Origin of the sequence: Actinocorallia libanotica (assembly GCF_039525175.1) — a bacterium.
Taxonomy (GTDB): Bacteria; Actinomycetota; Actinomycetes; order Streptosporangiales; family Streptosporangiaceae; genus Actinocorallia; species Actinocorallia libanotica.
Genome location: NZ_BAAAHH010000013.1, coordinates 153,766 through 173,879 on the forward strand (window position 1 = coordinate 153,766; position 20,114 = coordinate 173,879).

General features: G+C 69.8%; 19 protein-coding genes and 1 pseudogene. 8 read left to right on the forward strand and 12 right to left on the reverse strand.

The window, feature by feature from the left end; translation table 11 throughout:
- Positions 1–4: 4 nt before the first annotated feature.
- Positions 5–679, reverse strand: a complete 675-nt coding sequence (locus tag ABD140_RS17860) for a TetR/AcrR family transcriptional regulator (RefSeq protein ID WP_344241985.1) — start codon at positions 677–679, stop codon at positions 5–7.
- Positions 680–800: 121 nt separating this feature from the next.
- Between ABD140_RS17860 and ABD140_RS17865 the strand changes: the two genes are divergently transcribed.
- Positions 801–1,319: a hypothetical protein gene (locus ABD140_RS17865; protein WP_344241986.1), complete on the forward strand. Its 519-nt coding sequence runs from the start codon at positions 801–803 to the stop codon at positions 1,317–1,319.
- A 241-nt stretch (positions 1,320–1,560) separates the two neighbouring features.
- Positions 1,561–2,112, forward strand: a complete 552-nt coding sequence (locus ABD140_RS17870) for a hypothetical protein (protein WP_344241987.1) — start codon at positions 1,561–1,563, stop codon at positions 2,110–2,112.
- 70 nt (positions 2,113–2,182) lie between these two features.
- Here the strand turns inward: ABD140_RS17870 and ABD140_RS17875 are convergent, their stop codons facing one another.
- From ABD140_RS17875 to ABD140_RS17900, 6 genes are all read right to left on the reverse strand, one after another.
- On the reverse strand, positions 2,183–2,836 hold the full coding sequence (locus tag ABD140_RS17875) for a GOLPH3/VPS74 family protein (protein ID WP_344241988.1): 654 nt from the start codon (positions 2,834–2,836) through the stop codon (positions 2,183–2,185).
- Positions 2,837–2,963: 127 nt separating this feature from the next.
- On the reverse strand, positions 2,964–4,211 hold the full coding sequence (locus ABD140_RS17880; RefSeq protein WP_344241989.1) for an ABC transporter substrate-binding protein: 1,248 nt from the start codon (positions 4,209–4,211) through the stop codon (positions 2,964–2,966).
- Positions 4,208–5,248, reverse strand: a complete 1,041-nt coding sequence (locus ABD140_RS17885) for a branched-chain amino acid ABC transporter permease (protein WP_344241990.1) — start codon at positions 5,246–5,248, stop codon at positions 4,208–4,210. The genes ABD140_RS17880 and ABD140_RS17885 overlap by 4 nt, the downstream gene beginning before the upstream one ends.
- Positions 5,241–6,128, reverse strand: a complete 888-nt coding sequence (locus ABD140_RS17890; RefSeq protein ID WP_344241991.1) for a branched-chain amino acid ABC transporter permease — start codon at positions 6,126–6,128, stop codon at positions 5,241–5,243. Before ABD140_RS17890 ends, ABD140_RS17885 begins: the two co-directional genes overlap by 8 nt.
- Positions 6,125–6,901, reverse strand: coding sequence for an ABC transporter ATP-binding protein (locus tag ABD140_RS17895; RefSeq protein ID WP_344241992.1), 777 nt, complete (start codon positions 6,899–6,901; stop codon positions 6,125–6,127). Before ABD140_RS17895 ends, ABD140_RS17890 begins: the two co-directional genes overlap by 4 nt.
- Positions 6,898–7,695, reverse strand: coding sequence for an ABC transporter ATP-binding protein (locus tag ABD140_RS17900; protein WP_344241993.1), 798 nt, complete (start codon positions 7,693–7,695; stop codon positions 6,898–6,900). The genes ABD140_RS17895 and ABD140_RS17900 overlap by 4 nt, the downstream gene beginning before the upstream one ends.
- Positions 7,696–7,938: 243 nt before the next feature.
- On the opposite strand from ABD140_RS17900, the gene ABD140_RS17905 reads away from it, so the two are divergent.
- The 3 genes from ABD140_RS17905 to rho all read left to right on the forward strand — a co-directional run bounded on the left by ABD140_RS17905 (position 7,939) and on the right by rho (position 11,022).
- The gene (locus ABD140_RS17905; protein ID WP_344241994.1) at positions 7,939–9,066 is read left to right on the forward strand and encodes a PucR family transcriptional regulator; all 1,128 of its coding nucleotides are present in this window, start codon (positions 7,939–7,941) and stop codon (positions 9,064–9,066) included.
- Between the two features lie 71 nt (positions 9,067–9,137).
- Complete coding sequence (locus ABD140_RS17910; protein ID WP_344241995.1) at positions 9,138–9,611, forward strand: pyridoxamine 5'-phosphate oxidase family protein; 474 nt, start codon at positions 9,138–9,140, stop codon at positions 9,609–9,611.
- A 184-nt stretch (positions 9,612–9,795) separates the two neighbouring features.
- Positions 9,796–11,022 (forward strand): transcription termination factor Rho, encoded by a 1,227-nt coding sequence (gene rho, locus ABD140_RS17915; RefSeq protein ID WP_344241996.1) that lies wholly within the window; start codon positions 9,796–9,798, stop codon positions 11,020–11,022.
- Between the two features lie 181 nt (positions 11,023–11,203).
- On the opposite strand, the gene recQ is transcribed toward rho, so the two are convergent.
- Together recQ and ABD140_RS17925 are read right to left on the reverse strand one after the other, a co-directional pair.
- The gene (gene recQ, locus ABD140_RS17920; RefSeq protein ID WP_344241997.1) at positions 11,204–13,033 is read right to left on the reverse strand and encodes a DNA helicase RecQ; all 1,830 of its coding nucleotides are present in this window, start codon (positions 13,031–13,033) and stop codon (positions 11,204–11,206) included.
- Between the two features lie 52 nt (positions 13,034–13,085).
- Positions 13,086–13,295: an EF-hand domain-containing protein gene (locus ABD140_RS17925; protein WP_106396314.1), complete on the reverse strand. Its 210-nt coding sequence runs from the start codon at positions 13,293–13,295 to the stop codon at positions 13,086–13,088.
- Positions 13,296–13,391: 96 nt separating this feature from the next.
- Here ABD140_RS17925 and ABD140_RS17930 point away from each other — a divergent pair, with 96 nt between their 5' ends.
- Together ABD140_RS17930 and ABD140_RS17935 are read left to right on the forward strand one after the other, a co-directional pair.
- Positions 13,392–14,795, forward strand: coding sequence for a bifunctional phosphatase PAP2/diacylglycerol kinase family protein (locus tag ABD140_RS17930; protein ID WP_344241998.1), 1,404 nt, complete (start codon positions 13,392–13,394; stop codon positions 14,793–14,795).
- Positions 14,796–14,906: 111 nt separating this feature from the next.
- Positions 14,907–15,866, forward strand: coding sequence for a pirin family protein (locus tag ABD140_RS17935; protein WP_344241999.1), 960 nt, complete (start codon positions 14,907–14,909; stop codon positions 15,864–15,866).
- 228 nt (positions 15,867–16,094) lie between these two features.
- On the opposite strand, the gene ABD140_RS17940 is transcribed toward ABD140_RS17935, so the two are convergent.
- A complete protein-coding gene (locus tag ABD140_RS17940; protein ID WP_344242000.1) occupies positions 16,095–17,630 on the reverse strand; it encodes a carboxylesterase/lipase family protein in 1,536 nt (511 codons plus the stop codon).
- 97 nt (positions 17,631–17,727) lie between these two features.
- On the opposite strand from ABD140_RS17940, the gene ABD140_RS17945 reads away from it, so the two are divergent.
- The gene (locus ABD140_RS17945; RefSeq protein ID WP_344242001.1) at positions 17,728–18,306 is read left to right on the forward strand and encodes a TetR/AcrR family transcriptional regulator; all 579 of its coding nucleotides are present in this window, start codon (positions 17,728–17,730) and stop codon (positions 18,304–18,306) included.
- Between the two features lie 608 nt (positions 18,307–18,914).
- Here ABD140_RS17945 and ABD140_RS40145 read toward each other — a convergent pair.
- Positions 18,915–19,511, reverse strand: a pseudogene (locus ABD140_RS40145) (DedA family protein); the annotation flags it as partial.
- Positions 19,512–19,704: 193 nt separating this feature from the next.
- Positions 19,705–20,097 (reverse strand): MarR family winged helix-turn-helix transcriptional regulator, encoded by a 393-nt coding sequence (locus tag ABD140_RS17955; RefSeq protein ID WP_344242003.1) that lies wholly within the window; start codon positions 20,095–20,097, stop codon positions 19,705–19,707.
- Positions 20,098–20,114: the final 17 nt, after the last annotated feature.

The window sequence follows — 20,114 nt, forward strand, 5'->3', positions numbered from 1 at the left end:
TGCATCACACCGCGAGCTCTCCCTGAAGGCCGTCGAGAAGGGCGTGGAGACCGAACCGGAAGGTCTCGGCGGGGGCGGCCGCGTAGCCGGTGGCCTGCGGGGTATCGAGGCGGGCGCGCAGCCGGGGGAACCGCGCGGCGACCTCGCTCGCCTTGTCAAGGGTCTTCTGGAAGCGCGCCTCGGCGTCGCCGCCGTTGCGGCTCAGCCGTCGTGTCAGTGAGGCCGTGGCGGACACCTCCAGCACGCTGCCGAGCACGAACGTGAAGACGGCGGCCACCGCCTGGTCCGCGCGGCCTCCGGTGAAGCCGCCCTTCTCGTACACGGCGAGGCTGCGGTCGTCGTAACGCGCTTTTCCCTCGCCGTAGAACAGGTGAGAGCCGAACGCCTGCACCAGCCAGGGGTGCCTGCACAGCATCGCGTACAGGCCGGTGGCCAAGGACGTGGCGGCCGTCCGCCAGTCGGCCTCGTCGGGGTCGGGGAGCTCGATCTCCTGCCATACCCCGTCGCCGGCGAGCAGGACGAGGTCGTCCTTGTTCTTGACATGCCAGTAGACCGCCGTGGCCGCCGTGTCGAGCCGCTTGCCCAGGCTCCGCATGTTCAGGCCTTCCAGGCCCTCCTCGTCGAGCAGCGCGATCGCGGTCCGCACGATCTGGTCCTTGGTCAGGGTGTCACGTGGCATGCGGCCCACCCTAGGCCGCCGGAAGCCGACTTGCACAAAGTTCAGGAGAGGACTTGAACTTAGTTCAAGTGACCCCTACCGTCGGACTTGTACTTAGTTCAAGAACGTGGGGAGACCGACCGTGAACGTTTTCGTCGCCGCCATGCAGCTGCTCGTCGCCGCGGCTTTCGTGAGCATCCCGATGGTGCGGCACCGCTATGGGAAGGCCGCGACGGCCTCCGCGCAGGCGGAGCTGGCGCGCCAGAACGTGCGGACCACCGTCCTGGCCGAGAACGGGATGCGGTTCGACGCCGGAGGGCACGAGACGGCGGTTCCGGCGACGGTCGCCGCGGTGCTGGCGGTGGCGGCCGGGCTCAACCTCTTCGGCGCCGGCCAGGCGGCACTGCTGACCTGGATCGTCCAGTCCCTCGTCCTGGTCGGGAACTGCCTCATCCTGCACAGCCAGCTGACCGCCGTGCGGTCCGTGCAGGCCGCCTTCCGGCGCAAGGGCGACCCGACGCTCGCCCGCGTCGACGTGCCGGCGCTCCTCAAGGCGTCCGAGGACGGCTTCCCCGCATGGACATGGACGCTGCAGAACATTCGCCACGTCGTGGTGTTCGGCGCGTCGGTCCTCGCCCTGGCGGCGACGGCCTTCGCCTGACGCCTCCGTGGCACAGATCGGCCAACCATAAAAGACGCATAAACCAGAACAGTGGAAACCGCGTCATACCTACCGGGTCGCTCGGTGCTACCGCGGCGCGCAGCAGAGCACCATCGGCGGCCGACGGGACGTCCCGGTTCCGTTGAGCGTGATCGAGATTCCCGGGGTCGGCCGAAACGGCCATACCCGACTTGTTACGCTCCTGCCCGAACTTATGGACCCTTTATGCGAGGAGTCGCTCATGCGACGTTTCACGACTGCGGCGGCTCTGTCCGCGGCCCTGGTCGCCGGGCTCGTCGGCGCGGGTTCCCCCGCCTCCGCGTCCCCGGAGACCGCGTCCGTCGAGGACACCGTCGTGCGCCAGGGCACGGTCTCCGGCGCGGATCTCGTCGCGCAGGCCGAGCGTGACGGAACCCCCTACAGCGCCGCCAAGGCGCGCGTGCTCAAGAAGGCGCCCTGCCGCTGGTTCGAGCGCCAGCAGGGCCTGCGCGCCATCAAGAGCAACGGCAAGAAGGGCCGCTGGCTCATCTGGGTCAAGCTCCGCCTCAACTGGTGCTACGACGGCTACCAGGTCGTCTCGGCCAACTCCAAGTACCGCAGCTACACCTACGACCGCGCGACCTACCGCTGGCGCGGCTGGGGCCAGAAGCAGCTGGGCCGCGCCGGCTACGGCTCCATCACCTCCCGCGTGAAGGGCAAGTTCTACTACGTCCGGACCGGCCGCACCTACAAGCCGTGGATCACGTCGAAGGGCTACGCCGACGGCGCCTACAAGTGGTGGTCCAACGTCTGACACCACCTGAACGAAGCGAAGCCCCCGGGGAATCCCGGGGGCTTCGCCGTCGGCGGCTTCGGCGGGTCGGTCAGCCGCCCGCGGCGGCTCCCGCGGTAGCGGCCACCATGAGAGCGACCATCGCGCCCTCGATCTGCTGGATCGTCTTCTTGACCACCTCGCCCACCTCGTTGTCCTCGGCGAAGGCCTCGACGCGGCGCTTGTACTGCTTCTTGTCGACATCCGGGAAGACGTGGCGGTTCAGGTGGCAGGCCTGGACGATCGCCAGGAGCGCGGCGGAACGGGCGTCGGCGGGGGCTCCGTCCAGGACCGCGGCGAGGCGGGCACGGAGCTCCTGCTCGGGGAGCGGGTTCGCCTCGGGGTGGCGGGTGGTGGGGAAGACGCCCAGGACGGTGCGCTGCTCCTCGTTCAGGACGCCCGCCTCGACCAGGCGGGTGAGGGTGCGCTGGCGGAGGCCGGACTTGAGCTTGCCGGCCCACCAGTAGGCGCGGCGGACCTTCGCCTCCCCCGCCAGGCGGGCCAGGGCGGCGTCCTCCTCGGCGGTGCCGACGGGCGCCGGGTCCAGGACGAGGAGCTTGTCCTTGTCGAAGCCGATGCGACCCGCCAGGGCCAGCTCCGCGAGGACGGAGCCCACCAGCCCGTACTCGACGTACAGGGTGGAGACGAGGGGCTTCCCCTTCTCCTCGTGCAGGGCCAGCAGCAGGAACTCCTCGGCGAGGGTCATCGGCACGTCCTTTCTTCTCGCCCGTCAGACGTATCACGTGATCATTACGGTTCCCCTTTTGTCCCAACTTTTTGGACAGAACAGCGCCCGCCGGGCCCCGACCCGGCGGGCGCTGGCCTACAGGGACTCAGCCGAGCTGGAACTCCTTGGCCGCGTCCGAGGTGAAGGGCTCGGTGGCCTCGACGAGACCGCCCTTGGCCTTGCTGTCGGGGCGCTGGATGATGGACTCGCGGGTGCCGACCTGGCCGGGCTTGGAGAAGTCCAGGACCGGCATGAGGCCCTCGCTGTCGAAGGCCGACTGCGTCTGGAGGGCCTTGTAGATGCCCTCGCGGGTCAGGTCCTTGGACTCGCAGGCCTTCTTCAGGGACTCGCCGAAGACCTTCGCGGAGACGTAGCCGAACGTGGCGCCGCCGTCGAAGGTGTCCTTCGGGTACTTCTTCGTGTAGTCGCCGACCAGCTTGGTCATCGCGGGGGCGTCCGCGCTGGGCGGCTGGGTGGCGCTGATGTAGTAGAAGTTGGCCTCGAGGGCCTTGGCGGCCGGGGTGCCCAGCAGCTGCGGGCTGTAGCCGGGGTTGTTGGAGACGATCGGGACGTTGAGGCCGCCCGCGGCGGCGACGCCCGCCAGCGACGCGGACTGGCGGGGGCCCGCGCTGATGAGGATCGCCTTGACGCCCTCGGACTTCAGCGCGCTGACCTGCGACGTCATGTCGTTGTCGGTGGGCTTGATGCGCTGCTCGACGATGGTCAGGCCGGCCTTCTCGGCGGCGAACTTCGCGCCGGCCAGCGCGCTCTCGCCGTACTCGCCCTCGAAGTAGACGTGGCCGATCTTGTCGCCCTTCTTCAGGCCCTTCTCGCGCACCAGGAAGTCGACGCCGTTGATCATCTCCAGCTCGTAGGTGCCGCCGACGATCTGGACGTAGGGAACCTTCAGCAGCTGGGACGGCCAGGCCGCGGGGATCGTCAGGACCTTGTCCTTGGCGACGTTCTCGGCGATGGCCGCCATGATCGGGGAGCCGATGACCTGCGGGAGGCCCGCGATCTTCGACTGGAGCTCGGAGTACGCGCCGACCGCCTTCTGGACGTCGTAGCCGTGGTCGCGCACGAGCAGCTCCACGTTCCGTCCGCAGACGCCGCCGGCCTGGTTGAGCTGCTCGAAGTACAGCTGCTGGGCCTGGGTGATGCTCTTGCCGAGGGTGGCGTAGACGCCGGTCATGTCGGTGAGGGCGCCGAGGGTGATCTTGTCGGCGGTGACGCCGGGGCCGGTCTTGACGCCGCTGGAGTCGGTGCCGTCGCCGTTGTCGGCGGACTTGGTGCTGCAGCCCGAGGCGGTGACGGCCAGGACGGCCAGGCCGGCGAAGAGGGTGCGGAGTTTCACGGGGTGGTCTCCTTGCGGGGGGTGAGGAAGGGGACACGCAGGCCGGAGAGGCCCGCGGGCAGGAAGAGGACGATGAGCACGACGGCGCCGCCGTACAGGTAGCGGGCCGCGTCGGAGGGGGCGACGCCCTCGCCGCCGACCGCCGCGACCATCGGGAGGGCGTCGGCGTAGCGGGTGAGCAGCTGCGGAAGGAGGGTGACGAACGCCGCGCCGATGATCGCGCCGTTCACCGAGCCGAGGCCGCCGATGACGATCATGGCGAGGTACTCGAAGGCCAGCATCACGCCGAAGTAGTCGGGCACGGCCCGCTGGAACGCCAGCGCCAGCAGCACGCCGGCGAGCCCGGCGTACATCGACGAGAGCGTGAACACCGCGCCGCGCACCCGGGCGACGGGCACGCCGAGCACGCCCGCGGCGATCTGCTGGTCGCGGACGAGGTTCATCGCGCGCCCGGGACGGCCGCGCAGCACCCCGTTCGCGAACCAGGCGGCCAGGCCGAGCAGGACGAGGCCGAGGAACCACAACCGCTCCTCGGCGCCGAACGGCACGCCCAGCACGACGAGGTCGGTGGAGCCGTCGAACGGGAGGCCGAGGAGCCGCATCGGCTCCACGGAGCGGCCGTTGTACCCGCCGGTGACCTTCTCGAAGTTGAACAGCACGTGCTGCCCCACGAAGATCAGCCCGAGGGAGGCGATGCCGAGGTACACCCCCGACAGCCGGCCGGAGATCGGGCTGAACGCCAGCCCGGCCAGGCCCGCCAGCACGACGGCGAGCACCGCGGCCAGCGGCGTGGGCAGGCCCAGCCCCGCCACGTGCCCGTCGGACTCCCCGGCGAAGTACACGTACCCGTACGCGCCGACCGCGAGGAAGAACGAGTGGCCCATCGACAGCTGGCCCGTCGAGCCGGTGAGCAGGTTCAGGCCGATCGCGCCGATCGCGGCGGCCATCGCGAACAGGCCCGCGTGCAGCCAGAACGCGTCCAGGTAGAAGGGCGGGAGAAGGAGCAGCAGAAGAGGCGCCCAGCGCAGCTTAGACACGGGAGACCTCCCGGGTGCCGAAGAGGCCGGAGGGCCGGATCAGCAGGATGGCGATCATGACGGCGTAGGGGGCGACGTCGCCGAGGCCGCGGCCCAGGAACGTCAGGTCGTTCTGGTAGCCGCCGACCAGCGACTCGGTGAGGCCGATGAGCAGGCCGCCGACCAGGGCGCCCGTCATGGAGTCGAGGCCGCCGAGGATCGCCGCCGGGAAGGCCTTCAACGCCACCAGCGACGTCGTGCGGTCCAGGCCGGGCGTGGGGAAGGCGGCGATGAAGACCGCGGCGACGGCGGCCAGCGCGCCGGCCACGCACCACGCCGACATCGAGATGCGGCCCAGGCGGATGCCCATGAGGGCCGCGGTCTCGGAGTCCTCGGCCACCGCCCGCATCGAGATGCCCCACGGGGTGTACTTGAACGCCGTGAGGAACAGGGCGATCAGCACGGCGGCGACGACCAGCGCGGCGACCCGCGTCTGGGCGATCGTGATGCCGCCGAACTGCACGACCTTGTCGCCCCACGGGTCGCCGAGCGCCAGGACGGACGTGCCCAGGCGCCTGCTCAGCTCGGCCGTCAGCACGATGTCGATGCCGATCGTCGCGATCGCGATCACGTCACGGCGCGCCTTGGCGCGCCGCAGCAGGACGAACTCCACGAGCGCGCCGACCGCGGCCGCCACGACGATGCCGGTGGCCAGCGCCCCGACGAAGCCGAAGTCGTCGTGGAGGACGGCCGTCACGTAGCCGCCCAGGAGCAGCAGGGAGGCGTGCGCGAAGTTCACCACCTCGGTGGCCTTGAAGATGACCACGAAGCCGAGCGCGATGAGCGCGTACACGGCGCCGAGGCTCAGGCCGTTGATGAGCAGTTCCAGCAGCCTCGTCATGAGACCTCCTCTCCCAGGTAGGCCCGCAGCACCTCGGGGTTCTCCTGGACTTCCGCGGGCGTCCCGGTGGCGATGCGCTTGCCGAAGTCCAGGACGGTGACCTCGTCCGCGAGGCGCATCACCATGCCCATGTCGTGTTCGACCAGCAGGACGGAGATCCCCAGCGCCTCCCGTACGGAGACGATGAGGCCCGCCATGCTCAGCCGTTCGGTGGCGTTCATGCCGGCCACGGGCTCGTCCAGCATCAGAAGGCGCGGCTCTCCACACAGGGCGCGGGCGAGTTCGACGCGCTTCTGGTCGCCGTAAGGCAGCCCGCCTACCGGGATATTCAGGTGGTGGGCGACGCCCACGAAATCGGCGATCTCCCGGACGCGTTCGCGATGCTTCTTCTCCTCGCGCAACGCGGTGGGCCAGCGCAGACCGGCCCGGACGATGCCCGTCTTCATCAGCCTGTGGCGGCCGAGAAGGAGGTTGTCCTCCACCGTCAGGGCCGCCGACAGCGCCAGATTCTGGAACGTCCGCGAGATCCCCAACGCGCCTACGCGGTGCGGAGACATCGTCGTCAGGTCACGCCGGCCGAAGTGAACGCTGCCCGAAGTGGCCTTGTAGACGCCTGACAGGACGTTGAAGCAGGTGGATTTCCCGGCTCCGTTGGGTCCGATCACCGCGTGGAGCGTCCCGGGGTGCACGGTGAAGCTCACCGAATCGAGCGCAACGAGCCCGGCGAACCTGACCGTCAGGTCCTTGACCACCAGTTCCGGTATCGCGGTCATCCTTCCCACCTCGACAGCGTTCGGGTGCCGAAGGCGACCGGGATCTGCTCGTCGACGATGCCCAGGTAGCGCTGGCGGACCTCGTCGCTGGCGGCCAGTTCGGCCGCGGGGCCGCGCAGGGCGACCTGCCCGACGTCCAGCACGTAGGCGTAGTCGGCCAGCCGCAGCGCCAGCGCCGCGTTCTGCTCCACCAGCAGGACCGACGTGCCCTGCTCGTTGATCTCCTTGACCGTCCTGGCGATGGTCTGGGCCATCAGCGGGGCCAGACCCAGCGTCGGCTCGTCCAGCAGGAGGACTTTCGGGCGCGCCATCAGCGCGCGGCCCATCGCGAGCATCTGCTGCTCGCCGCCGGAGAGCAGTGAGGCACGCTGCTTACGGCGCTCGGCGAGGACGGGGAACAGGTCGAAGACCCGCTTCTTGGTGGACTCCGGGGCGTGGAATCCGCCGACCTTCAGGTTCTCCTCGACCGTCATACGGCCGAAGACACGGCGTCCTTCGGGTGCCTGGACGATGCCGGTCTCGACGATGCGGTGCGCGGGGGACGTGTTCAGGCTGACGCCCGAGTACGTGACCTTCCCGGAGGAGACGACACCGCCGTGGAAGCGCAGCGTGCCGGAGATGGCGCGCATCAACGTCGTCTTGCCGGCGCCGTTGGCGCCGAGAACGGTGACGATCTCACCTTGCGGCACGTCCAGGGAGACCTCGTGCAGTGCACGTACGGCGCGCCCGTAGGAGACCGTCAGGTCCCGCACGGACAGAGCCGCTTGCGCCCGCACATCTGGCGGTTTCAACATGATCCTCCTCACAGACGGTGCAAGGAGGATGCGTGTTGCGCACCGGTCCAGGCGATAGGCGTCGGACCTGGATCAAGAGGCGCGATTGGGCGGACGCACAATCGCCCACGCCAGAGCGCTCCACCGTCCAGCGACCGCCTGAGGACGCGGCCGCGGGCATTGGGCACATGCACAATGCGAGCGCCTCGCGACGTGCGGTGCGCCCATGGACCAACGGGAGAGCCGTGGGCCAGCATCGGAGCAATGAGCGAACTTCGGCTTCACAGGTGGCTGGCGGGACGGCTCCCCGAACTCACGTCGCGCCTGTCGGAGGAACTGCGGCGACAGGTCCCGTTCTACGCCGAGCAGCCGCAGGCCGTCCTGGACGGGCCGCTGCGGCAGGCGATAGAGGCGAACCTGCGGATCTCCCTGCGGGTGCTGGAGGAACGGCGCTCCTTCAACGCCGAAGAACGCGCGGAGGTCATCGCGTGGTCGGCGCGGCGGGCCGAGCAGGGGGTGCCGCTGGAGGCGGTGCTCACCGCCTACCTCCTGGCCGTCGAGTTGTGCTGGAAGGCCCTCATGGAGGAGGCGCGGCCTGACGAGGCCGAAGAATTGGGGGCTCTGGGGCTACATCTGTTCGGTTATCTGCGTTCGGCCACGCCTGCGGTGACGTTGGCACATGTGCAGCGGCACGGGGAACAGCAGGAAGCACGTCGCGCGATGCTTGAAGCTCTGCTTTCGGGGGCTCCAGCCGGGGAGTTGGCCAGTGGGGCGGGGGTTCCGTTGGCCGCCTCCTACGAGGTGCTCGTCTTGCGGACGACGGAAGACGGGGATCTCACGGCATCGCAATCGGCGCTGGACGCCTATGCCGAAGCGCGGGTACTCGCCAGATTCGACGGCGGCACAGGGACGGCTCTGCTGCCTGTGCGGGCCGATCTACGACTGGACGAGCTCGTAGCGGGGGTCGTCTCCTCGTCGGAGCATCCGGTGACGGTCTCCGCGGCGCTGGCCGAGAGGACGGAGAACGTGCCGGTGGCGTTGCGGGAGGCCACTGAGGTGGCCGAACTCGTCGCTCGATTGGGGCGGCCTCCGGGGCTGTACCGGATGGCGGACGTGCTGCTGGAGTACCAGCTGGCCCGTCCCGGCAACGCTCTGGCGCAGTTGGCCGCCAAGCTGGATCCGCTGGACGAGCGTCCCGAACTGATGGACACGCTGCGCGTCTACGTCCGCAACGGCCACAACCGGCGGCAGTCCGCCCTGGATCTCCAGGTGCACCGCAACACCCTGGACTACCGGCTGCGCAACATCGCCGCCCTCACCGGCCTCGACCCGTCCGGAGCCGAGGGGTTCCGGCTGCTGGCGGCGGCGCTGACCGCCCGTGCGCTGTGCTGAGGCCTTCCGCGCCGGGTCCGTTGTGCCTACGCTGGGCACGAATTATCTAACCTGATTCGGAGACTCCCCCCATGAGCAAACGCGACGCGATCAAGATGACCGACGAGGAGCTGGACGCGTTCCTGGCGGCCGAGCGCAAGGTCCAGATCGCCACCATCGGCAAGGACGGCGCGCCCCACCTGGTCACGATGTTCTACACGCTGTGGAACGGCAAGATCGCCTTCACCACGTACAAGAACTCGCAGAAGGTGCGCAACCTCCAGCGCAACCCCGTGATGACCTGCCTGGTGGAGGCCGGCACCGACTACAACGAGCTGCGCGGCGCCAGCCTCACCGGCAACGTCGTGATCACCGACGACCCCGAGGTCCTCCACCCGGTCGGCATCGTCGTCGGGCACCAGATCATCGGCATGGAGCCGCCGAAGGACCCCGCCGACGCCGACCCCGCCATCGTCGAGGGCATCCTGCACATGATGCGCAAGCGCGTCGTCGTCATCCTGGAGCCCACGAAGATCACCTCCTGGGACCACGCCAAACTGGTGTGACGAGCAGCGCGCGGGGCGTGTTATCCTCCAGGGGAGGCGTGGTTTCCTTCCGCTGATCCAGCGAACCGCCTTTCTTCTCTCGGCTCGACGCCGATCCCCGCGCGCATCGCGCTCCTCTTCGCGCAGCGCCTTCGTCTGCACCGCGAAAAACGACTTTCGCGTGCCGTCTCCCCTGGGACAGCCCATGACCCTCATCTCAGAGAAAACCCTCATTCCCACCGCCGCCGTTCCCGTGCAGGGGACGCTGGCCGTCACCGACAAGAACGCCCACCTCCGGGTGGACGGCTACGCGCCGGGCCCCGACGACGTCCAGGTGCCGCTCGCCCTCGTCCGCAGGTACGGCCTGCGCTCCGGCGACCACGTGACGGGCACCGCCAGGCCGCAGGGCCGGAGCGGCCCGCAGGGGCACGACGGCTCCGCGGGGCGCGGCGGCTCCGCCGAGCGCGGTGCTCCCGCCGAGCGCGGCGGCTCGCCGGGCCGGGGCGGCTTGCCGGGCCGGGGCGGCAGGAACGTCCTGGCCACCGTGGACTCGCCGCCGCGGCGGGACCGGCCCGACTTCGCCCGCCTCACGCCCGTGCACCCCGCCCGGCGGCTGCACCTCGGGCCGGGCCGCACCGGCCGGATCATCGACCTCGTCGCCCCCGTCGGCAAGGGCCAGCGCGGACTCATCGTCGCCCCGCCCAAGGCCGGCAAGACCGTCATCCTCCAGGAGATCGCCCAGGCGATCACCGCCAACCACCCCGAATGCCACCTGATCCTGCTGCTGGTCGACGAGCGCCCCGAAGAGGTCTCGGACCTGCGGCGCAAGATCCCCGGCGCGGAACTGGCCGCCTCGACGTTCGACCGGCCGCCCGCCGAGCACGTCGCCGTCGCCGAGCTCGCCGTCGAACGCGCCAAGCGGCTCGTCGAGCAGGGCCGCGATGTGGTCATCCTGCTCGACTCCCTCACCCGGCTCGGCCGCGCCCACAACCTCCTCGCCCCGTCCTCCAGCCGCATCCTCGCCGGAGGCGTGGCCACCACCGCCCTCTACCCGCCGAAGCGCTTCTTCGGCGCCGCCCGCGCCCTCGCCGAAGGCGGCTCCCTCACCATCCTCGCCACCGCCCTCGTCGAGACCGGCTCCCGCATGGACGAGGTCTTCTTCGAGGAGTTCAAGGGCACCGGCAACATGGAGCTCCGCCTCTCCCGCAGGCTCGCCGACCAGCGCCTCTTCCCCGCCATCGACCTCGCCGCCTCCGGCACCCGCCGCGAGGACCTCCTCCTCTCCCCCGTCGAACACGACCTCACCACCCGCCTCCGCCGCGTCCTCCACGCCCTCGACGACCGCCAGGCCCTCGAACTCCTCCGCGACAAAATCCAGGAGACCCCGTCCAACACCGCCTTCCTGGCCCAAATCGCCCAGCAGACGCCCTGACCCGCCCTCCCTTCCACTCAATCGGCGCTGTTCAACGGGCATGAACGGCCGCCGGAGGAAACGACTTCTCCGCACCGTCGGCCCGGCCGCCTCACGGCGCGGAAAGCCGTGCGGAAGACGCATCCGCCCGGTGCTGCGGTCGTCCCGCAGGGCGGGGCTCTGTTCGGGGGGATCCAGAGGGTCAGGACTCGGCGAGGACTTCCAGGACCTGTTCGCCGTAGCGGTCGAGTTTGCTCTCGCCGATGCCGCTGATGGTGCCCAGTTCGGCGAGGGCGGCGGGGCGGCGGGAGGCGATCTCGCGGAGGGTGGCGTCGTGGAAGACGACGTAGGCGGGGACGCCCTGCTCCTTGGCGGTGGCGGCGCGCCAGGCGCGCAGGCGCTCGAAGACCGGCTTGTCGGCCTCGGCGAGGTCGACGGGGGCGGCGGACGAGGTGCGGGCGGACTTGGCGATCTTGGCGGGGCGTTCGGGTTCGCGGCGCAGGTGGACCTCCCGGCGGCGGCCCAGGACCTCGGCGCTGGCGTCGGTGAGCACCAGGGTGCCGTAGTCGCCCTCCACGCCGAGCAGGCCGTGCGCCAGGAGCTGGCGGACGACGCCGCGCCACTCCGCCTCGCGCAGCTCCTTGCCGATGCCGAAGACCGTCAGCTCGTCGTGGCGGTACTGCTTGACCTTCTCGGTCTCCTTGCCGAGCAGGACGTCGATGATCTGACCGGCGCCGAACTTCTGGTTGCGCTCGTTCTTCAGCCGGAAGACGGCCGAGAGGAACTTCTGCGCGGCGATCGTGCCGTCCCAGGACTCCGGCGGGGCCAGGCAGGTGTCGCAGTTGCCGCACGGCTGCCCGCCGCCCTCGCCGAAGTAGGCGAGCAGCTGCGTCCGGCGGCACGTGACCGTCTCGCACAGGGCCAGCATCGCGTCGAGGTGGAGCGTGGCCGAACGCCGGTGGGCGAAGTCGCCGTCGGAGGAGTCGATCATCTTGCGCTGCTGCACGACGTCGGCGAGCCCGTAGGCCATCCACGCCGTGGACGGCAGGCCGTCGCGGCCGGCGCGGCCCGTCTCCTGGTAGTAGCCCTCGATCGACTTGGGCAGGTCCAGGTGGGCGACGAGGCGCACGTCCGGCTTGTCGATGCCCATGCCGAACGCGATCGTCGCCACGACCACCAGGCCGTCCTCGCGCAGGAAGCGGGACTGGTGGCGCTCCCTGGTGCCCGCGTCGAGGCCCGCGTGGTAGGGCAGCGCCGGGACGCCGTTGTTCGCCAGGAATTCCGCGGTCTTCTCCACCGAGGCGCGCGACAGGCAGTAGACGATCGCCGCGTCGCCCGGGTGCTCGGTGCGCAGCAGCTCCAGCAGCTGCTTGGTCGGGCTGTTCTTGGGGACGATGCGGTACTGGATGTTGGGGCGGTCGAAGCTGGCGACGAAGTGCCGCGCGTCCTTCAGGCCCAGCCGTTCGGCGATCTCGGTGTGGGTGGCCTCGGTGGCGGTCGCCGTCAGCGCCACCCGCGGCACGTCCGGCCAGCGCTCGTGCAGCATCGACAGGGCGAGGTAGTCGGGCCGGAAGTCGTGGCCCCACTGGGAGACGCAGTGCGCCTCGTCGATCGCGAACAGCGCGATCTTGCCCTGGTCGAACAGCTGGGCGGTGGAGTCCAGCTGCAGCCGCTCGGGGGCGAGGTACAGCAGGTCCAGCTCGCCCGCGCGGAAGGCGCGCTCCACCTCGCGCCGCTGGTCGAGGTTCTGCGTGGAGTTCAGGAAGGCCGCGCGCACGCCCAGGGCGCGCAGGGCGTCGACCTGGTCCTGCATGAGCGCGATCAGCGGCGAGACCACCACCCCGACGCCGGGCCGGACCAGCGCCGGGATCTGGTAGCACAGGGACTTGCCGCCGCCGGTCGGCATGAGGACCAACGCGTCGCCGCCGGCGACGACGTGTTCGATGATCTCCTGCTGGCCTGGCCGGAAGGAGTCATAGCCGAAGACGCGTCTGAGTGCGTCCAGCGCGTCCTGCGCTCCGGGGGAAGTCACCCGGCCAGTCTAGGGAGCCGGGACCGTTCCCGTGGCAGGACCTGTGGACGACTCAGAGGGTGTCGAGCATCCTCTCGAGCTCGTCGAACGTGATGTACCCGTCGTAGTTGGTGTCCGCACGTTCGAAGCGCTCCTGCGTCTCGGCCTTGCTCCACACCAGGCCCAGTTCGTCCAGGACCATGGTGAACCCGACAAGATCGAGCCGGCCCTTCTCCTGGACGTCGATCGTACGGAAAGCGGTGAGCAGGCCGTCGACTGTCAAAATGGCGCTCCCTTCCTTGTCTAGATCATCGAATGATGACACAGCCTGTGACGATTCACACGGTAGAAACGGTTCCCTTACGGGGATACGACGCGCATGGACCTGGCCGAAATCGATCGCCGGGCGTTCGACAGGGTGGCGGCCGCCCGGCTGCGGGGGCTGGAATTCGTGCTGCCCCGGCTGTCGAAGGCCGCCGACCGGGGGGTGCTCTGGTTCGGCCTGGCGGGGGCTCTGGGCTCGACGGGAATTCCCGCGCTGCGCCGCGGGGCGTTGCGCGGAGTGATCGCGATCGGACTTGCAAGTCCCTCGATCAATCTGGTGGGTAAACAGTTGTTTCGGCGGAGGCGTCCGCTCCTCCATAACGTGCCTCCGATACGGATTCGCCGCATCCCCAGTTCGCCCTCTTTTCCCTCCGGCCACTCCGCCTCGGCCGCGGCGTTCGCCACTGCCATCGCCCTGGAAACACCCAAAAGGGTTACTTTGCCCGTTCTCGGACTTGCGGCATCCGTGGCTTTCAGCCGTGTCTATACCGGCGCCCACTACCCGGGAGACGTGCTGGCCGGGGTCTTCTCCGGCGTCGTCTCGGGGCTGGTGACCCGGTTGGTGTGGCCCACCCGGGCGCCGGCCCGCGTGGCGAACCTCACCAGGGAGATCGAGCTCCGCGATCCGCAGGGCGCGGGCGTCATCGTGGTCTCCAACAACGACCCGGAGACGATCACCGACCTCCGCACCGAACTGCCCCGCGCCGAGTTCGTGGACTGCCAGGACGACCTCGAGGCGAAGCTGGAGGACGCCGCACGACGCGCCGAGATCCTCGCCGTCTGCGGCGGCGACGGAACGGTCGGCGCGGCGGCCGCGGCGGCCCTGCGCCACGACGTCCCCCTGCTCGTCCTGCCGCTGGGAACGCTCAACCACTTCGCCAAGACGCTCGGCATAGAGACGGTCGCGGATGCGCTGGACGCCTACTGGAGCGGCAGCGTGGCACACGTGGACATCGCCGCCTTGAACGACGTGCCGTTCCTCAACACCGCCAGCTTCGGGGCCTACTCCGAACTCGTGGACCGCCGAGAAGGGATGGAGAAGCGGATCGGCAAGTGGCCCGCGCTGGCCGTCTCGGCCTTCCGGGTGCTGCGTCATGCCACTCCGGTGGACGTCATGGTGAATGGGGAGCCGCGCCAGGTGTGGTTGGCGTTCATCGGCAACTGCCAGTACGGGACTCGCGGAGCCGTCCCGACCAGCCGCGACAACCTCACCGACGGGCTGCTGGACGTCCGCCTGGTGTCGGTGAAGCGGCACCTACGGCGGATACGCGCGCTGGCGGTCGTGCTGACCGGGCGGTTCTGGCCGTTCTCCGACTACGAATACCGCCTCGTGGAGTCGGTGACGGTCGACTCCCGCGGTGATCTCCGTGTGGCCCATGACGGTGAAACGGAGGACGCTCGGACACCGATCGTCTTCACGAAGCACCCCAAGCGACTGGTCGTCTTCGTCCCCATCTGAGATTCGATGACGGGATACCGGGGCTGGCCACCGCCGCGGAATAAGTTTAAAATTCAACATGTTGGAGCGGGTACCGAACACTCCAGCGCCACCGAGCCCGAAGGAGGGCCCATGCCGGCCGTCACCGTGGAGAACCCTCTCGCCCTGCCGCGCGTCCCCGTTCCCGACCCCGTGAACGACACCCCGCGGCCCGTGCTCGGCGTGACCAACGCCCCCAAGGGCTTCGAAGGCGAGGGCTTCCCGGTCCACCGCGCCTTCTCCGGAGTGCACCCGCGCCACCTCGACCCGTTCATCATGATGGACCAGATGGGCGAGGTGGACTACGCGCCGGGCGAGCCCAAGGGCACCCCCTGGCACCCGCACCGCGGCTTCGAGACCGTCACCTACCTCATCGACGGCGAGTTCCACCACCAGGACACCGCCGGAGGCGGCGGCAAGATCGGCCCCGGCGACACCCAGTGGATGACCGCGGGCGCGGGCCTCCTGCACATCGAGGCCCCGCCGGAGCACCTCGTCATGAGCGGCGGCCTCTTCCACGGGCTCCAGCTGTGGGTGAACCTCCCCGCCAAGGACAAGATGATCGCGCCCCGCTACCAGGACATCACCGGCGACCACATCACCCTGCTGACCACTCCCGACGGCGGCGCGCTGCTGCGGGTCATCGCGGGCGAGCTGGACGGCCACCGCGGGCCCGGCTCCACGCACACGCCGATCACGATGATCCACGCGACGGTCAGCCCCGGAGCCCGCCTGACGCTGCCGTGGAACCCGTCCTTCAACGGCCTCGCGTACGTGCTCGCGGGGAACGGCACGGTCGGCGCGCACGACCGTCCGATCAAGGGCGCGCAGCTCGCCGTGTACGGCAAGGGCTCCAGCATCACGCTGGCCGCCGACGCCGCGCAGGACTCCAACAAGCCCGCCCTGGAGGTCGTTCTGCTGGGCGGACAGCCGATCAACGAGCCGATCGCGCACTACGGGCCGTTCGTCATGAACACCCGCGCCGAGCTCCAGCAGGCCTTCGAGGACTTCCAGGCAGGTCGCCTCGGAGTGATCCCGGCCGAGCGCCTCTGACGTCTCCCACGCGCGAAGGCCGCTCCCACAGTTCGTGGGAGCGGCCTTCGCGCGTCAGTTCAAGCTCTTCGGCTGGGCGACGTCCGCTTGGCGACGTGCCGCCGGTGGCCGAACGTGCGCTTACTCGTCTCAACGACCCACCGAGTGACGCCTGCCTGACGGCGCACTATCCGCGCACGCCCTGAACAGTCCGCTGAGTGAACGCCCTTACGGTGGCCGGACGAGTACTCACTCGCCCTGAGTGGTCCAGAAGCGGTACTGGTGGTCCTTCGCGAACTCCGTGCGCTTCCACGTCCCGGAGGTCAGAGACTGCACGTACTGCCCGTCGCGGAAGGACGGCCAGTCCGTCTCACCCGTGGCGGCGAACCGCACCCAGGCCTCGATCATCCGGTCGGCCAGCCGGTCCTGCTCGGGCGTCCGGTCCTCGAACAGCTCCATGTCGAACAGGTAGGCCAGTTCCACCATGTGGTTGGCGCCCGGTTCGAAGCTGGGCTCGGGGTAGCCCTTGTACCAGAGGGTCTCGGGCTCGGCGAACTCGTACATCCGGGTGGGCGTCCACTTCGACAGCAGGCGGGCGGTGTCCAGCGTGGGCGCCGACCACACCGAGTCCGTCTTGGCCGCCGCCAGTGCCTCTCCCGGCGACGGGTACGCGCTCAGCGGGTAGCGCTTCAGCACGGCGTCGGCCTTGGCGCCGAACAGCTCACGGATGGTCGGCTCGTACGCCTCGGGTTGCATGGGCTTCCCGGTCGCCAGCTCCTCGCCGAGGACCATCCCGCGCTCTTCACCGTGGTTGACCCCGATGAGCACCGGGACCTTGTTGAGCCTTCCGGTATGCAGCGCCTTCTCGGGTGCCACCGGCAGCAGGCGGGTGCCGCTCACCGGCAGGGGGTCGGCGTACGCCCCGTACGCCTCCATCAGCTCGGCCGCGGACTTGTCACGCAGGCACTTCGCGGTGTCCTTCTCGCACTCCAACGCCTTGATGACGCGTGCGCTGTCGGCCTTCGCCTCTTTCCTGGTGCGCGAACTCCCCGCGGTGCAGGGGGCACTCTGCACGATGGCGCGGTCGAACAGGCCCGCCGAGCCGGGTGAGGCGAGGTGTCCGCACACGGCGAACCCGCCGCCGGACTCGCCCATGACCGTCACGTTCCGGGCGTCGCCGCCGAACGCCGCGGCGTTGGCGCGGACCCAGCGGAGCGCGGCCTGCTGGTCCTCCAGGCCGAGGCCGTCCGCTCCCTTCAGGGAGGGGTCGGTCAGGAAGCCCATGATGCCCAGCCGGTAGTTCATCGAGACCACGACCGCTCCGGCGGCGGCCATCCGGTCGGGCCTGTACATGTCGCCCGTGCCGTACATCAGGCTGCCGCCGTGGATCCACACGATCACCGGGAGGTCGCCCTTGGCTCCGGCGGGCGCGGTGACGTTCAGGTAGAGGCAGTCCTCGTTCTCACTCGGCACGCCGATCGGGTAGCCCACCGGCTGCGCGCAGGCCGCTCCCGGGGAGGTCGCCTCGCGCACTCCCTGCCAGGGTTCGGCGGGCTGCGGAGACTTCCAACGCAGCTCGTCCACCGGCGGAGCGGCGTACGGGATGCCCTGGAAGCTGCGCACGCCGTTCTTCACGGTGCCGCGCACGTCGCCCAGGGACGTGCCGACCACTTCACCGTGCTTCGTACTCACCGCCTCCGCCGTGGTGGAAGTCGTCCCGACCCAGCCGAGACCCGCCGCGACCAGGGCCGCCGTCGCCAGAGAAACGCTCTTGATGATCCGCATGCCGAGGACGGTACAGAGATTTGGGCGATCGCGCAAGACGATCGCCTTAGGCGAATGCTCTAGGCGTTCGTTCTAATCCGGCGGTATGCTGCGGCGCATGGGCAACCGTGAAGATCTGCTCGCCGGCGCCAAGAAATGCCTGCGCGAGAAGGGATACGACCGCACCAGCGTCCGTGACATCGCCACCGCGGCGGGCGTCAGCATGGCCGCCATCGGCTACCACTACGGGTCACGGGAGGCGCTGCTCAACCAGGCGCTCTTCGCCCTCCTCGACGAGGGCGGCTCCGGCACGGGACGCGCGCTCGTCACCGAGGAGAACGGATCCGCGGCCGAGGGCTACACGCGGATGTGGGAGAACCTCATCGAGCAGTTCCGCGCGCAGCCGGACCTGTGGCTGGCCTCCGTGGAGCTGTTCATGCAGGCGCAGCGGCGGCCCGAACTACGCGACGCCCTGGCGGGAGGCATCGCCCACGGGCGGCGGGGGAACTCCGGAATCCTGGAGGGCGTACCGGAGGAGGAGGTCTCCGAACGCTCCGCGCGCACGCTCGGAATGGTTCAGTCGGCGCTGATGTCGGGCGTGATGATCCAGTGCCTCAGCGACCCCGAGAACGCGCCCACCGCGACCGAGGTGCTCGAAGGGCTGCGCGCGCTGGTGAAGGTCCTGGACGCCCCGTAGGGCTCAGGAACCGAGGTGGCGCGGGACGGCCGGTCGCCGGGAAGCGGCCGTCCAGCTCCTGACAGATGGCTTCCGCCGTCCATGAAGGCCGGACGGCGTCGTACGTCGACGGTCACCGTTCCCCGGTGGCCGCGCTACTTGGCTTCGGGGGCGTTCCATCCCTGGGGGCTCGGGCGGCCCTGGCCCGGGTAGCCCTGGTAGGGCTGGCCGGGGTGCGGCTGACCGCCCTGGCCCGGGGACGGCTGGCCCGGGGACGGCTGGCCCTGGTGGGGCTGGCCCTGGGAGTGCCGCCCGCGATAGGGCTGACCCTGGTGGGGCTGGCCCTGGTAGGGCTGGTCCCGGCGGGTCTGACCCGGGTGCGGCTGGCCTTGGTGCGGCTGGCCCTGGTACTGCTGACCCGGGTGCTGCTGGCCTTGGTGCGGCTGGCCCTGGTACTGCTGACCCGGGTGCTGCTGGCCTTGGTAGGGCTGGCCCTGGTGGGGCTGGCCGCCCTGGCCCGGGTGAGGCTGACCCTGATAGGGCTGGTCCCGGCGGGTCTGACCCGGGTGCGGCTGGCCCGGATGGCCCGGGCCGCCCCGGCCCTGGGCGGGCTGGTCGTCGTCCTTCACGCCCTTGCGCTTCTCGTTCAGCCGGACGCCCACGAAGACCAGCACGGCCAGCAGCACTATGACGAGCACCACCTTGGAGCTCATGCCGACGTACTTCTCGACCAGCTCCCAGTTCTCGCCCAGGGTGTAGCCGGCCATGACGAAGATCGTGTTCCAGATGAGGCTGCCGGTCGTGGTCAGCAGCGTGAAGATGCCCAGCGGCATGCGCTCCACCCCGGCCGGGATGGAGATCATGCTGCGGAAGATCGGGATCATCCGGCCGAAGAACACCGTCTTACGGCCGTGCTTGAGGAACCACGCCTCGGTCTTGGTGATGTCGTCGAGCTTCACCAGCGGAAGCTTGGCGGCCAGGGCCAGCGTGCGCTCACGACCGAGCAGCGCGCCCACCCAGTACAACGCCAACGCGCCCAGGACCGAACCCAGCGTCGTGCACACCAGCACGGCCACCAGGTTCATCTCGCCCTGGGAGGCCGTGAAGCCCGCCAGCGGCAGGATGACCTCGCTCGGGAGAGGCGGGAAGAGGTTCTCCAACGCGATCGCCAGTCCCGCGCCCGGTGCCCCGAGCTTTTCCATCAGTTCGACCAGCCAATCTGTCATGCCCAAAGACTATGAGAAATCAGATATGGCTGGAATGAAGTACGCCGCCGCTCCGCGTCACCGAAAATCGCCGGCACAGGTGGACATATACCCCATTTCACCAGCTAGGCGACCAAACCCGCCGCTCCCCGCCGGAGCGTCTTCGACGGCGCGAGACCGGCACCCGAGGGAAACCCGTCCTCGCCTCGCCGGCTCAGCGGCCGAAGGCCTCGCTGATGACCGCGCGGTGGGAGGGGCAGGCCTCTTCCCAGCGGCGCTCGCCCTCGCCGGTGAGGGCGACGAAGACGCCGCGGCGGTCCTGGGAGCACATGGAGCGCTGGACCAGGCCCTCCTTCTCCAGGCGGGCGACGGCACGGGAGAGCGCGCTCTGCGTGAGGTGCACCTCTTCGCTGAGCTGCTGCATGCGCAGGCCCCTGTCCTCCTCGTCACCCCGCTCGGCCCTGTGGTCGGCGAGGCGGTCCAGGACCTCGAACTCGCTCATGCCCAGACCGTGCCCGTGCAGAGCCTTGTCCAGGCGACAGGACAGCGCCGCGACCTGGCGGGCCAGCTCGCGCCACTCCTCCACCTGCTCGCGGACTTCGCTCACGCGCCGAGGATAGCATG

What these genes read in the sequence shown, in the direction of transcription:
- ABD140_RS17875 (WP_344241988.1), bottom strand. Translation starts at nt 2,836, where the DNA reads ATGACCCTCGCCGAGGAGTTCCTGCTGCTGGCCCTGCACGAGGAGAAG.
- ABD140_RS17905 (WP_344241994.1), top strand. Translation starts at nt 7,939, where the DNA reads ATGAGCGAACTTCGGCTTCACAGGTGGCTGGCGGGACGGCTCCCCGAA.
- ABD140_RS17910 (WP_344241995.1), top strand. Translation starts at nt 9,138, where the DNA reads ATGAGCAAACGCGACGCGATCAAGATGACCGACGAGGAGCTGGACGCG.
- ABD140_RS17930 (WP_344241998.1), top strand. Translation starts at nt 13,392, where the DNA reads ATGGACCTGGCCGAAATCGATCGCCGGGCGTTCGACAGGGTGGCGGCC.
- ABD140_RS17895 (WP_344241992.1), bottom strand. Translation starts at nt 6,901, where the DNA reads ATGACCGCGATACCGGAACTGGTGGTCAAGGACCTGACGGTCAGGTTC.
- ABD140_RS17900 (WP_344241993.1), bottom strand. Translation starts at nt 7,695, where the DNA reads ATGTTGAAACCGCCAGATGTGCGGGCGCAAGCGGCTCTGTCCGTGCGG.
- ABD140_RS17870 (WP_344241987.1), top strand. Translation starts at nt 1,561, where the DNA reads ATGCGACGTTTCACGACTGCGGCGGCTCTGTCCGCGGCCCTGGTCGCC.
- ABD140_RS17860 (WP_344241985.1), bottom strand. Translation starts at nt 679, where the DNA reads ATGCCACGTGACACCCTGACCAAGGACCAGATCGTGCGGACCGCGATC.
- rho (WP_344241996.1), top strand. Translation starts at nt 9,796, where the DNA reads ATGACCCTCATCTCAGAGAAAACCCTCATTCCCACCGCCGCCGTTCCC.
- ABD140_RS17890 (WP_344241991.1), bottom strand. Translation starts at nt 6,128, where the DNA reads ATGACGAGGCTGCTGGAACTGCTCATCAACGGCCTGAGCCTCGGCGCC.
- ABD140_RS17940 (WP_344242000.1), bottom strand. Translation starts at nt 17,630, where the DNA reads ATGCGGATCATCAAGAGCGTTTCTCTGGCGACGGCGGCCCTGGTCGCG.
- ABD140_RS17935 (WP_344241999.1), top strand. Translation starts at nt 14,907, where the DNA reads ATGCCGGCCGTCACCGTGGAGAACCCTCTCGCCCTGCCGCGCGTCCCC.
- ABD140_RS17945 (WP_344242001.1), top strand. Translation starts at nt 17,728, where the DNA reads ATGGGCAACCGTGAAGATCTGCTCGCCGGCGCCAAGAAATGCCTGCGC.